Here is a 13,084-nt window from a genome sequence, read left to right on the forward strand (position 1 = left end):
TTGGATCGGTGGAAACGGTACTGGAAACGGTACCAGGTCCCCACACAATTCGGAAACAATTCCGAATTGTGTGGGGACCTGGTGCATTTTGTCACTCTTTGAATAACAATACTTTACTAGTTGGATACGTCGGGAACTGATTCATTGGAATCGTCCAATCTTGCTCGGGGACGGTAAATTCATATTGATTCACTAAATGATCAGAAAAGACACGTAAGCTGTGAAGAGTAATCCATTCCCCCGCACAGCGATGCATTTCTCTGAACTTCCCGCCACCTTGTGCAATCATTTCATACTCTTCTTCATAGGAAATATCTTTCGCTTTTCCTACAAATCGCTTACTATCAAATTGCTCCGGAGAATCGATGGTACGCTTGTCATGGTTACTACCGTACAAATCCAAGACAACCCAGCTATCTTTAGGAATCAAGTATCCATCAACTTCTACATCACTCACAGCAATCGCTGGTAGCATCGGGAAAAATGGATAGTAACGACGCAGTTCTTGAATGAAAGAATCTTGCAAGTTATCAAAATCACTTTGTAATTCTTCGTAAATACCTCGTTTCGCAAAAAGTGCATGCCCCATTAACGCTACCCAAACAGTTAACGCCACTGTCGGACGGATGATGTTTAATAATTCCACTGCTGCTACTTCCACAGGTAAAAGTTCTCCATCGAGGTCCGTTGCATGGGCAAAAGTATATAGCGCGAGATGTTCTTTCCCTGGCACCGGGTGCTCTCGTGCTTCTTTTATGAGATCTTCAGCCCATTTTTCGGACTCATTTCGATCCGTAATCCCTTTTATGTGGTCTACAGGAGATGTAACGGCTCCACTAATCATAGAAATTTGATTTCTCGCCAATTTTTCCAACGTCTTCGAGTCAAATTGTTCCAAGTTGATCCCGCACCATTCCGAGATGGAATTAAACAACACTCTATTCGCGAGGTCAAACAACTCAAACTCACCATGCTGTTTGTCTAACTCTTTAGATACATTCTTCGCTAATAATTCATGGTACTCTTCCATTCGATCCGGAGACATTAAATCCATGAAGTAACTCTTCCGATGATGGTGTTCGTCACCATCTAAAGTCTGCACACCGCCCTCACCGAATAAAGTTTTCAAGACCGGTTTCGGCATAGCGCCTTCACGTTTAAAGTTTTCCGGATCATAAAATTTACGGGCCGCCTCTTCCCCGTAAATAACCGTTATTTCTTTCGTTAAGAACTCCGCTTTCACTACGGGTGCACCCACTTCTTCGCGAAGTTCTCCTAACAAATTATATCCTTTATTAATTAATTCCTTCACATCTGTTACTTTAACTTTGGTTTCGGGTAATTTTTTCATAATCTTTCACTCCTGTTTTATGTTCATTTTAAGTATTTTTTTATCACGGCTTAGGGCTCTATTACCTGATATACAGTTTGATAAACATAATAAAGATGCCAAGTTCATACACTATAGTAGATCCATGTAGAAGGCCTTCTAATTTGTGCAAGGACTTAAAATTAAATAAAATCTTGAACAAATTTTACTAATATGCTAAGATATTAATTCAGGCGACTTTCTTAATTTATTAAGGAGTGACGTCTATTTTTTTAATTACATGCAGGAGGTACTTATGCTAAAGTTTGAAAATGTGACTAAAACGTATGATGATGGATTTCAAGCTGTGAAATCTGTCAACTTCGAGATTGCTGAAGGTGAACTACTTGTTCTAATAGGACCGAGTGGTTCAGGTAAATCTACTACTATGAAAATGATTAACCGGATCATCCCACACACAAGTGGAAAAATTTCTATCAACGGCAAAGATATCAAATCTTACAACGCTGCTGAACTTCGCAGAAATATCGGTTACGTCATTCAACAAGTCGGGCTTTTCCCTCATTACACGATCGAAAAAAATATCTCTATTGTACCCCAACTGAAAAATTGGAACGAAAACAAAACGAGAACACGCGTACTCGATCTACTTGAAATGGTCGGACTCGATCCGAAAATTTATGCTACACGGTATCCAAAAGAATTATCAGGTGGACAACAACAACGTGTCGGAATTGCGAGAGCGCTTGCAGCGAATCCAGATGTCATATTGATGGATGAACCGTTCAGTGCGCTGGACCCCATTACACGTGAGCAGTTGCAAGAAGAATTAATTAAACTACACAAAAAGTTAAAGAAGACCATTGTCTTTGTCACACACGACATGGACGAAGCGTTAAAGATGGGCGACCGTATTGCCATTATGAAAGACGGCAATTTACTTCAGTTAGACACTCCAGAGAAACTACTACATGAACCCGCTCACGGCTTTGTAGAAGAGTTTATGGGTAAGCATCGAATTATCCAAAACCCTGAACTGATGCCGGTTACGGAAATTATGGCAGAGAAGGTAGTCACTACCCGTTCGAACACTTCTCCAGAACGAGCCATTTCACTTATACGTCAACGAAAAATCACCGATCTTCTCGTTATAGATGATCATAAGAAACTACTTGGTATTGTGTCCGCTTACGATTTAATCAAACAGATAGACGGCATCAAAACCATTGATGAAGTGATGAAACCAGCTGTACCTTTTTTACTGGATTCGGCAACGGCAAAAGACGCCATTATCATGATGGACGCCTCACCGTTCGGCATGATTCCTATTGTCAATGAACAACATATACTAGTAGGACTCGTCAATCGTGGCTCCTTACTCTCTGCGATGTCTAGTCAATGGACAGATAAGGGGGACGATCTAGATGAATAATTTAAATATATGGCAACAACTTGTAGAACAAACCAAATTGCGATGGCAAGAAGTACTCCAAGCAACATCCATCCATATTCAACTCGTATTCTTCTCAATGATCCTCGCGGTACTCATTGCGGTAACGCTCGGAATTCTTATTACACGCGTACCTAAACTGAAAACTGGAGTCCTCGGTGCGGCAGGCATTATGCAAACCATCCCGAGTTTAGCTGTACTTGGTTTCATGATTCCCATTTTCGGAATTGGCGTCAAAACAGCTATCGCTGCGTTATTTCTTTACTCTTTACTGCCTATTATGCGAAACACGTACACGGGGATTAAAGACGTTGATCCAGCCACAATTGAAGCCGCGAAAGGTATGGGTATGACGAGCACGCAAATTCTATTTAAAGTAGAATTGCCACTTGCCATCCCTATTATTATGGCCGGAATTCGAACAGCGGCAGTGATTAACGTCGGTAACGCAACACTGGCTGCATTCATCGGAGCAGGTGGACTCGGTGACTTCATTTTCCTCGGCATTACACGTGGAATTGACGGATTGATCTTACTTGGGGCTATTCCAGCAGCGATCCTTGCGATTGCTCTTGAAACGTTCTTTAGCGCCGTTGAACGTTGGACGACGCCGAAAGGATTGAGATGATTTGAAAAACAAACTCACATTATTGCTCGTCACGACCTTACTGGCTAGCCTACTGTCAGGTTGTATATTCAATGAAAAAGATTCACTTAGAATCGGTTCGCGTAATAATACGGAAAGTATTATTTTATCCAATATCATGGGACAATTAATTGAGGACCGATTAGGTGTAGACATTATTTACAAAGAAAACTTGGGCGGCTCATCTGTCGTCTGGAACGCCATGACGAATGATCATATCGACGTCATCCCGGACTATACAGGAACCATCGTCGTGACGTATTACCAAGAAGAGCCTGGCACAGCTGAAGAAACATTAGCTGCAACTAAACGACTGGTTGCTGGTGACAACATCACCGCACTCGGTACGTTCGGATTCAATAACACGTACACACTCGCACTTGACGAAGCGAAAGCTGAAGAATTAGGTCTCGTGACATTTAGTGATTTCGCTAAAGTGTCCAAAGACTTTACATTGGGTGCCGTATTCGAATTTATCGACCGACCAGACGGATTACCTGGTTTCGAAAAAGAATATGACATCCAGTTTAAAGACGTCAAAGGGATGGATCACGGCATGATGTACCGTGCAATCGGTGCAAACGAAGTAAATGTCATCAACTCCTACACCACAGATGGACAGCTCGCAATCGCGAATCTACGCGTGCTAGAAGATGACAAATCGTACTTCCCTCCCTACCACGCACTGCCGTTAGTACGAGATGAAACACTCAAAGAATACCCAGAGCTAGAAGAGATACTTGGCCTTCTCGAAGGTCAGATCGACGAAGAAACGATGCAAATCATGAACGGAAAAGTCGATAATGACGGGATTATGGTTGAACTCGTCGCCAAGGAATTCTTGGTCGATAGTGGGTTAATTGAAGAATAGTGAATGGAAACAGCGCACCCTCTTGTGTCGATGAGGGTGCGCTGTTTTTTTCGTAGGTGGTACCAGGTACACACACAACTTCAGAACAATTCAGAATCGTATCCAAATTGTGTCGGGACCTGGTACTGTTTCAGGTACTGTTTCAAATGCCATGAACAATTACTCGCCTTTTTTCATCTGGGTCTCATTCAATTGTTGCCGAATCACATCCAAATGTCCTTTATGTTCCTCAATCGTATCTAACTCTTCGTTATACTGCTTCGCATTCCTAAACGCGTTTTCAGCACGCTCAATTGCATTAAACGCATGCTCGATCGCCATCTCTTCTGGATGAGACATCGCTTGTTTCACTGCACGATCCGCTTTCTCCACTGAATTACCGAAAAATGTACCCGGATGATCCTTTTTCCAACTCGGGCCAGAATCCTTTGCCATATACTTCGCCTCCCACTTGTAAAATCAATGATCATGAGCTTAGTATCGCTATTTACTCTGGAAGTATACGCAGGAAGATTTAGCTCAGAATAAAGGTGCCAGACCGGATACCTTATTCATATCTCACACAGATACCGTTTTCGCTATAAAAAAGCATTATTAGCTCAACGGCCTCAACGCAGTCGAACGGTCGATGTACAGGAAGGCATCATAGCGTTCGCTGATACGCGAGGGGACGAAGTTGCCGTAGGCTTCGAACTCGGGATTGTAGACCACACCGATTGCGCGATGGCCGATCCATTCGTCAAATTGCTTTCGGTTTTTATCATCGAACAACAGCAATTTGTCATGTGCGCCCGCTGCGTGCAGTTGGCCTTCCCATGTATTAAAACGTGCGGGCGGTACGACCATTTCTTCCGGCGTCTCTCCCCAACTGCTTCCTGCAATGACGGTCCCTTCATATGTGCCGAAACCAATCGCGTACGTATTTTCCCTGCCATACTGTTCCCGGATCAGCTCACCGACGTTTGTCAGTCCTTGGTCTATCATCGAAGTCGCCGATGCGTCACCGATATGGGTATTATGTTCCCACACGATAATTTTGGCATCTTTTCCGTAATAATTTTGTACTTCCTTAATTGCCTCTGCCATATGGGTGTCGCGAATATTCCATGACAATGCATCATCTCGAAGCATCGCCCGGTAATAGGCTTCCGCATTTTTCGCTACTAGAGCATTCATTGTTAAGTTCAAATCTTGCTCATTCGCGTGGGGGTAGCGCTCTTCATTGGTTCGGATAGATTCCAGTAGGCTCGATACCTCTGTTATGCATTCATCCGTGAAGTGGGCAGAAGACAGGGCATAGTGTTCGGGCATCCGATTATACGGCTCAAAACAAGAGAATGCTTTTTTGGCAAGTTCCAGATCAGCCCCGTAGGATGGATGGCTTTCCAAGAAGTTCATGACTTCATCGATCGAATCGTACAAACTGTACAAGTCGATGCCGTACATGCCGACTAGGGAGTCTGCACCACGTTGCTCGTTTTCTCGGGTCAGCCACGTGACAAATGCTGCTATTTCTTCATTCGCCCACATCCATGCCGGCCACCTGCTGAATGAATTCGACAGCAACTCGTTTAGAGCGGGCCGACCGTCATAGCCTTTGACATAGCTATTTATCCTCTGGACAGACGGCCAGTCGCCCTCCACAGCAATCGCCACGAAACCTTTTTCCTGTATGAGACGTTTGGAAAACTCGGCACGCAGTCGATAGAAATCAGAAGTTCCATGCGATGCCTCGCCGATCATCACAATCTGCGCATCCCCTACCTCTTTCAAAAGCTGGTCAAATGCAGACGGATCATCCAGCGGAATCGCTTGCTCTTGAATAGCGGCTACTAATTTTCTAGACATGAAAAAACCTCCTTCATCATAGTGACGGTCAGGCTATCCCACTCTTCAAAGTCGGCTGGCTTTTTTGTGTCGTTCACTATGAAAGATGCCAAATAAAGGGCCCTTAATTCAAAGAATAGTGGGTAAATATTAATAAGTACCGGGTACGCACACACCTCTAGTTCAATTCAGAATTGTTTCTAAGTCGTGTTGGGACCTGGTACCTTATCTTAATGAAAAACGGATAATCCGTTGACCTACGCTCAGTTTAGAATCAACTTTTCCGCAATCAAAGATTATCCACTTCTTCTATCATACAGCGCAGTTATTCGGGCCAGTCTCCATTTCCTTTGCTTCTTCAAGTGGCGGATCGATCTTGCCCATATTGGTCTGTCGGATTTCTTCATACGCATTTGGCTGATCTTTCAGACCTTCCGTTACTCGCTTGATGAACCTCTCTTCATCTTTTATCTGCAAGCCCTCATTGTTTTGGTAAAGAACAGACAGTTTCGCTGAAACACTGCCGTCTTCATTGAGCTCACTGACTTCTGAGTAATGAGCCGGAAGCACAAGCAGGTCATCAGCCAATTTTTTGTAGCGTCTATAGAGGGTTTCGTACAGATCTCCTGCCCAGTCGCCCGCTTTACCGGCAAGATCTGGACGGCCGATAGATTCTACAAACAGAATATCACCCGTGAGCAAGTACTGATCGTCAACTACGAATGTCGTGCTACCGATTGTATGCCCCGGAGAATATACAGCTTCAATCACTGCGCTACCGACTTGGAGTTTCATGCAGTCAGTGATTGGTTCAAATTTAAAAACAACTTCTTCCGCATCATCCGGTGGCAAGTAATAGGTAGCATCCACTGAGTCCGCCAATTTTTTACCGCCTGAAATATGATCAGCATGCAAATGCGTATCCATTACATGTGTTATCTTCAGTCCTTTTTCCCGCGCAAACTCTTCGTAGGTTTCTGTCATTCGGCTGGCGTCAATAATTGCCGCTTCCCCGTCGGATTCGACCAAATAGGATAGACATCCTTTACCAAGTCGCACGAATTGATAAAGAGCGCCTCCGGACACTTCGCCAATTTTGACTGCTTCTAGCTGTTCACTCCAGGCTGCCATACCGCCTTCAATCGAGTAGACATGGTCAAAGCCCTGTTCCTGCAAATAGGAAGCCGCTTTTTGGGAAGTGTTCCCTCTTGCACAGACTGTATACACATTCTGGTCTTTCGGCAAATCCTCCAGGCTCGTTAAATCGGAATCGCTCAGCTCCCTAAACGGAATGTTGACGTATTGGACTTGATTCCCTTCAATATGCCAATCAGCCGCCTCGTCTTTGCCGCGGACATCCAACACATAAACCGGTTCTTTCTGAAACACCTGATTCGCCACTTTTTTTGGTGATACTGATTTAATTTCCATAAATACTTCCTCCTTACCTTACACTCTTATTTACCACCCCAGGTATACTGTACGGTAAAAAAATGGCTTACACGGTCTTATCAATACAGCCAATCAATCTTTTTTCAATATCCATCGCAATTTCCTTCAGCGAACCATTATCAATCATTTCTATCAGCGCACTCGGTTTCGGCATGCCAATTTTTGTTGTACCCTCCTCTTCAAAGACAACAATTTTGCATGGTAGGAAATACCCGACGAGCAGATCTTCAGACAATACGCGGTTTGCTTCCTGCGGGTTGCAGACTTCAAGAATCGTGTATGGTGTATTGAAATCAGTACCTTTCTCCTGTAGTTTCGCAGTCAAATCGAAATTCCAAAGCACTCCGAACTTTTCTTCCTTCAGGTTCGCTTCCAAATCCTTCACCACTTCATCCTTGCTCTTGCTTGTTTCCACTGTGTAATCAAACATTTGTCTTGCTCCTCTCATTTGTGAACGCATTCTTTTCTTCAGTTTCCCGTATTAAGCCAGCTAAAACATCTTGTCCGGAAATCAGCCTTTACTACTCAGTGAGAATACCGAAAAACAAAATTGCGATTCCTCCCAGAAACGCAGGTTTTGGAGATGGTCATAAAGAATTCCACATGATTAAAGAGTACCCAGAACTTGAATAAATACTCGGCCTTCTAGAAGGTAAAAACGATAAAAAATACCATGCAAGTGATGAACGGAAAAGTCTACATTGACGGCATCATGGTCGAACTAGTCGCCAAGTAATTTTGGTGGGCAGTGGGTTAATAAGAAAAATGAATGGAAACAGCGCACCCTTTTGTGCAGATAAGGATGCGCTGTTTTTCGCCTGAGTAAAGATACCTGTGCAAGAAACTTTTATGATTGCTCAAACATTCATGTTGGTTTCTCACACAGGTACTTTGTTTTCAATCCAAAAATTTCAATTAAGCGGCGTCTGTGTAATGTCCAATTTCTCCAATTTGTACGTTTCGAATATCACCTATATGTTGCACTTGTATTCTCAATCCTGTTTGTTTATATGAATCTTCTTGATATATACTCTGACTAAATTCCAGCTCTACACTCACATCTCCGTCTCCTGCAATCTTCGCATGAAACTGATTGGTCTTAACATCGCGTGTAATCTCTACTAGATGTTCATAGTTTTTCGTCAGTATTTTGTGATTACCAATAGCATGTTTTTCAAGGTCATATGTAGCGGTGAGTTGCTCCCTTAACACCTTGACATAGTACTCGAAGGAGCTTTTCTTTTCCATTACCTCAACACCGTATCGTACTTCCTTGCCGTCCGTAAATTTAGCTGTCATGATAAATTGACCCGGTTGATTGACGGTGAAATCGATTTGCGCTCTTTGATCAGAAGTGGAGACGCCGACTTGTTTAAATTTCACATTGTCGGATACTAATTTGCCATCCATTGTAGACAAAGACAGATGTTGAAGCTGATTTATTTCATCTCCCATGATATATAAACTGGTAACCGTAGGGAGAATGTGTTCAGTCTTCTCCAGCGTAACAATCAGTTTACCCTCTTGTTTTTTAACATGTACCACGTATTTCCCGTACTGTTTCTCATCCGCGCCTTGTACTACAAGATAGCCCGTTCCTTCTTTCTCGGGCACGATTTGCAGCTGATCTTCTGAATAACCTTCTTTTCCTTTCACAAAAATCACGCGGAATGGATTGTCCTTTCCAATAAACCCAGTCTTGTTTCTAACTGTATTCCATCCAAGATCACTCGCTTTGACTGTGAATAGGTCAGGTCTAGCTTCTTCCGTCGCTTTCAGCATTTTCGCTGCCTGCCCTCGTGTAATAGGCTCTCCTGGACCGAACGTATTCGGAGTCGTCCCTGTCGTAATACCAAGCTTATAAATAATTAAAATAGAACTGTAATGAGAAGAACTATATTTGCTTCCTATGTCTTTAAAAGGATTTTCCACATCATCATAACGAGGTAAATCAAAAGCCCGCACCAGTATCGACGCCATTTGCCCTCGTGTGATCGGATCATTCGGACCGTATCTTCCGTCCGCATATCCACCGATCATCCCTTTTTCCGCCATCGCTGCAATTGCTTTATAATAGCCGTTTGCAGTAGAAACGTCTGTAAATTTGGGATCCCTCACATTTTCTGTAGCCAGCCCAGTCATCTTCACAATAATCGCTGCTGCTTGTCCGCGTGTGATCGAGTTCCCTGGTTTGAATGTGCCATCAGGATAGCCACCAATTATATGACGTTTCGCTAAATCATTCACTGCTTCAGCAAAGTGTTTGGTCGCAGGCACATCCATGAACGGCTGACTGCTTTCCGCGTGTGCCGCGGATAAAGGTAGGCCGCACGCCAGCAGTAGCGTACTAAGCCCGCCTAATAGTTTCTTTTTCATCTTCGAATCTCCCCTGTCGTCTAGTGTCTGTATGTATTTTTTCGCGGTATAGACGGAGGATGTTGGATAAAGTTTCATTTTATTTTCGAGAAATAAAAAAACGATAGAGTATCTGATTCCAACTGTTTTTCTATCGTTTGGTTAATGGGTCTTCATCAAGAAACTTTACATGCACCTGATTAGCTTTTAAAAATCCGTGTAACCTTTTCTAGAAAACTCTCTAGTGGATGTTTTTTAAAAAATTGCAGTGTAACTTTATCGTTTCTTGAGTTATGAAAAAGCACCTCCTCGATACACTGATTGTATCGAAGAGATGCTATGTTTTATATGCGTTATTGGATAGGAACTTTATTGCTATTTGTTGAGAGTATTACGTAGGATCTGACGACAGCTTTTTTGAGCCGCAAACCACTGTATTTCTCTTTTGGATTTCCGATTTTCCACTACCCAAATTGTGTGGGAATTGTGTGAGGACCTGGTACCTTATTTACATAATAGGCAGCACTGGTTCATAGACAGGCTCGGTATAGTAAGGGGGCCTCGGACCAATTTGAGGTACTTGCACTTGTAAAAATTGATTGCCGTAGACCATTGTGGCCTTCTCCTCAGAATCAGTGATCAGCAAATAATATACGTACGGTGAATAATAATACTCCAACTCAGTAAACCTCCTCCAATTCATTTGTCGTTTCATTCTATTCTTCTCAAAAAAATATATGAAGTATAACAAAGTTTCTTCCTACATAAAATGGCCTGATCAGTACAATTGCGGAAGGAGAATGAAATGACGCCTAACCATTCAAACGAGGAGGACTATCCTCTTTATCCGAACTTCGGAAAAATTACGCGTTTTGAAGAAGTATCGCTCACGGTACCTGAACAAAGGCAATACCGCCAACCAGGATTTGAAGAATTAATGGTGCCACGGCCTATCATTGAAAATCCGAACTATACAGGGAGCGGCAAGTTAAAAGGGAAAATAGCACTTATTACAGGTGGAGATAGCGGAATGGGAGCGGCAGCAGCTATTGCCTTTGCGAAAGAAGGAGCTGACGTGGCCATTGCTTATTTGGATGAACATGATGATGCCAGGCGTACCCAAAACCGGATCGAAGAACTTGGACAGCGCTGTCTTCTGTTGCCGGGCGATCTCCGGGATAAACAACAATGCCGGGACATTGTGGAGAAAACCGTTGAAACCTTCAATGGATTGCACGTTCTTTGCAACCATGTCGGCATCCAATTTCAGCAATTAAATATTACCGACATCAGTGATGAACAATTCGATGAAACATTTAAATTAAATGTCTATTCCCATTTTTATACTACGAAGGCGGCAATGAACTATTTAACGGCAGGCAGTTCCATTATCAACACAGCTTCTGTCGTTGCATTTGAAGGCAATGAGCAGCTAATGGATTATACAGCAACGAAAGCCGCCATCGTCGGAATGACTCGGGCCCTCGCGCGAAACGTAGTAAATCAAGGTATTCGCGTCAACGCTATTGCACCCGGTCGTATCTGGACTCCTTTGATCCCCTCTAGCTTCTCTGCAGACCAAACAGCCCTAGCCGGCAACCCGATGGACCGTCAAGGACAGCCTTTTGAAGTGGCCCCCACGTTTGTGTATCTAGCTTCAGATGATTCACGCTTCGTCACCGGGCAAGTCCTTCATGTGAATGGCGGTCAAGTATTTGCTTAGTACATTTAGTCGATTACACCACTAAAAGAGATTCGTACACAGGATACTCATAATTCAAAACGGGTTTTTTACAACCCGTTCTGCAATAAAATGTTTTCTGATAGCCTGCAGTATAGATCATTTTACATCGAATAATGATCCTGCTCTGCCACTTCCTCCAATCAAGCATATTTATTCAAGTACAGGAAACACTACGGACTAGAGAAGAGGTGATATAAACTGAAACGGATCTGGCTTATTTCTTTCATTGCTTGTACAGGATTACTTTACCTAGTTCTTTTCACCAATCACGGAGGAGCCAATACGAATCTAGTAAGCACTGCCTCCGCATCTAAAACTAGCAAAGACAGACTGACGAAAGAAATAGAATCATTCAGCAAGACGCATCATATCCCTGCGGTGGATGCAAAGGTCGACAGAGTCTGGAAAGCCATTCCCGGCTACAATGGACTGGAAGTGGATTTGGAAGCCAGCTATAAGAAAATGAAAGCGGCTGGCAAATTCGATGAATCAAAAGTCGTTTACAAAGAAACAACTCCCTCCGTTCATTTGAAAGACCTAGACCCCCACCCCATATTCAAAGGAAATCCCGATAAACCGATGGTGTCTTTTTTGATTAACGTGGCCTGGGGTAATGAATATATTCCTGAAATTTTGGATGTGCTGAAGAAACATAAAACGAAAGCTTCCTTCTTCTTCGATGGTAGCTGGGTAAGTAAAAATCCTGATTTGGCTAAATTGATTCATAGTGAAGGGCACGAAATTGGAAACCACGCTTACAGCCATCCCGATTTACAGCAGAAATCAGAAGCTGAAACAACGGAAGAGTTAAAAAAGACCAATGATGTCATCAAAAAAACACTCGGGATCCCATCGCCTAAGTGGTTCGGTCCGCCAAGCGGCAGTTTTAATCAGCAAACAGTTGAAACCGCAAGTCAGCTCGGAATGCATACGGTTTTGTGGACAGTGGATACAGTCGACTGGAAAAAGCCGGCGACTCACGAAATGGTGAACCGGGTCGTATCTCAAGTGGAGAACGGCTCGATGGTATTAATGCACCCGACCAAACCTGTAGCTGAAGGAATAGAAGATATGATTACACAAATTACAGAAAAAGGTTTTCGTCTGGGGACCGTTAGTGAACTGATGAGCGAAAAACGTATCAACGGAACAACATGGTCTGATGAATAAAATGCCAGCGCAAAGCCAAAAAACTCTCCTGACCCAATCCGGTCGGGAGAGTTTTTATGTACTCCAAAGGCAGGAATCGAACCTGCGACCGATCGGTTAACAGCCGATTGCTCTACCGCTGAGCTACTTTGGAAAGAAAATTCTTTTTACGCTAGATAGTATAGACAGAATTCAAACATCTATACATCGTTCATTCATGAAAAGACTTGGTCCCGAAGTGACTCGAAGACCAAGTCCGT

Annotated in this window: 12 protein-coding genes and 1 tRNA gene; 5 read left to right on the forward strand and 8 right to left on the reverse strand. The window is 43.2% G+C overall.

Annotation, left to right across the window (positions count from 1 at the left end):
* Window positions 1–91: 91 nt before the first annotated feature.
* On the reverse strand, window positions 92–1,351 hold the full coding sequence (locus SporoP17a_RS05000; RefSeq protein WP_083033208.1) for a cytochrome P450: 1,260 nt from the start codon (window positions 1,349–1,351) through the stop codon (window positions 92–94).
* A gap of 274 nt (window positions 1,352–1,625) precedes the next feature.
* On the opposite strand from SporoP17a_RS05000, the gene SporoP17a_RS05005 reads away from it, so the two are divergent.
* The 3 genes from SporoP17a_RS05005 to SporoP17a_RS05015 are packed head-to-tail and all read left to right on the forward strand — an operon-like array spanning window position 1,626 to window position 4,297.
* Window positions 1,626–2,762: a betaine/proline/choline family ABC transporter ATP-binding protein gene (locus SporoP17a_RS05005; protein ID WP_083033211.1), complete on the forward strand. Its 1,137-nt coding sequence runs from the start codon at window positions 1,626–1,628 to the stop codon at window positions 2,760–2,762.
* On the forward strand, window positions 2,755–3,408 hold the full coding sequence (locus SporoP17a_RS05010; RefSeq protein ID WP_083033213.1) for an ABC transporter permease: 654 nt from the start codon (window positions 2,755–2,757) through the stop codon (window positions 3,406–3,408). Before SporoP17a_RS05005 ends, SporoP17a_RS05010 begins: the two co-directional genes overlap by 8 nt.
* 1 nt (window position 3,409) lies before the next feature.
* A complete protein-coding gene (locus tag SporoP17a_RS05015) occupies window positions 3,410–4,297 on the forward strand; it encodes a glycine betaine ABC transporter substrate-binding protein (RefSeq protein ID WP_083033216.1) in 888 nt (295 codons plus the stop codon).
* A 159-nt stretch (window positions 4,298–4,456) separates the two neighbouring features.
* Here SporoP17a_RS05015 and SporoP17a_RS05020 read toward each other — a convergent pair whose 3' ends face one another.
* The 6 genes from SporoP17a_RS05020 to SporoP17a_RS16860 form a co-directional block, all read right to left on the reverse strand.
* Entirely contained in the window at window positions 4,457–4,732 is a 276-nt protein-coding gene (locus SporoP17a_RS05020) for a DUF2564 family protein (protein WP_083033218.1), read from the reverse strand.
* Window positions 4,733–4,891: 159 nt separating this feature from the next.
* Window positions 4,892–6,145, reverse strand: a complete 1,254-nt coding sequence (locus SporoP17a_RS05025; protein WP_083033221.1) for an erythromycin esterase family protein — start codon at window positions 6,143–6,145, stop codon at window positions 4,892–4,894.
* A 291-nt stretch (window positions 6,146–6,436) separates the two neighbouring features.
* Window positions 6,437–7,555: an MBL fold metallo-hydrolase gene (locus tag SporoP17a_RS05030; RefSeq protein ID WP_083033224.1), complete on the reverse strand. Its 1,119-nt coding sequence runs from the start codon at window positions 7,553–7,555 to the stop codon at window positions 6,437–6,439.
* A gap of 67 nt (window positions 7,556–7,622) precedes the next feature.
* On the reverse strand, window positions 7,623–8,006 hold the full coding sequence (locus SporoP17a_RS05035) for a DUF302 domain-containing protein (protein ID WP_083033227.1): 384 nt from the start codon (window positions 8,004–8,006) through the stop codon (window positions 7,623–7,625).
* Between the two features lie 485 nt (window positions 8,007–8,491).
* The gene (locus SporoP17a_RS05040) at window positions 8,492–9,952 is read right to left on the reverse strand and encodes an S-layer homology domain-containing protein (RefSeq protein WP_083033230.1); all 1,461 of its coding nucleotides are present in this window, start codon (window positions 9,950–9,952) and stop codon (window positions 8,492–8,494) included.
* Window positions 9,953–10,439: 487 nt separating this feature from the next.
* Entirely contained in the window at window positions 10,440–10,610 is a 171-nt protein-coding gene (locus SporoP17a_RS16860) for a hypothetical protein (RefSeq protein ID WP_167693383.1), read from the reverse strand.
* Between the two features lie 126 nt (window positions 10,611–10,736).
* Here SporoP17a_RS16860 and SporoP17a_RS05045 point away from each other — a divergent pair, with 126 nt between their 5' ends.
* Both SporoP17a_RS05045 and SporoP17a_RS05050 read left to right on the forward strand, forming a co-directional pair.
* Entirely contained in the window at window positions 10,737–11,654 is a 918-nt protein-coding gene (locus SporoP17a_RS05045; RefSeq protein WP_083033233.1) for an SDR family oxidoreductase, read from the forward strand.
* A gap of 399 nt (window positions 11,655–12,053) precedes the next feature.
* Complete coding sequence (locus SporoP17a_RS05050) at window positions 12,054–12,845, forward strand: polysaccharide deacetylase family protein (RefSeq protein WP_237262382.1); 792 nt, start codon at window positions 12,054–12,056, stop codon at window positions 12,843–12,845.
* A gap of 61 nt (window positions 12,846–12,906) precedes the next feature.
* On the opposite strand, the gene SporoP17a_RS05055 is transcribed toward SporoP17a_RS05050, so the two are convergent.
* Window positions 12,907–12,978, reverse strand: a tRNA-Asn gene (locus SporoP17a_RS05055).
* Window positions 12,979–13,084 lie beyond the last annotated feature (106 nt).

The organism is Sporosarcina ureae, from assembly GCF_002082015.1.
GTDB classification, from domain to species: Bacteria; Bacillota; Bacilli; order Bacillales_A; family Planococcaceae; genus Sporosarcina; species Sporosarcina ureae_A.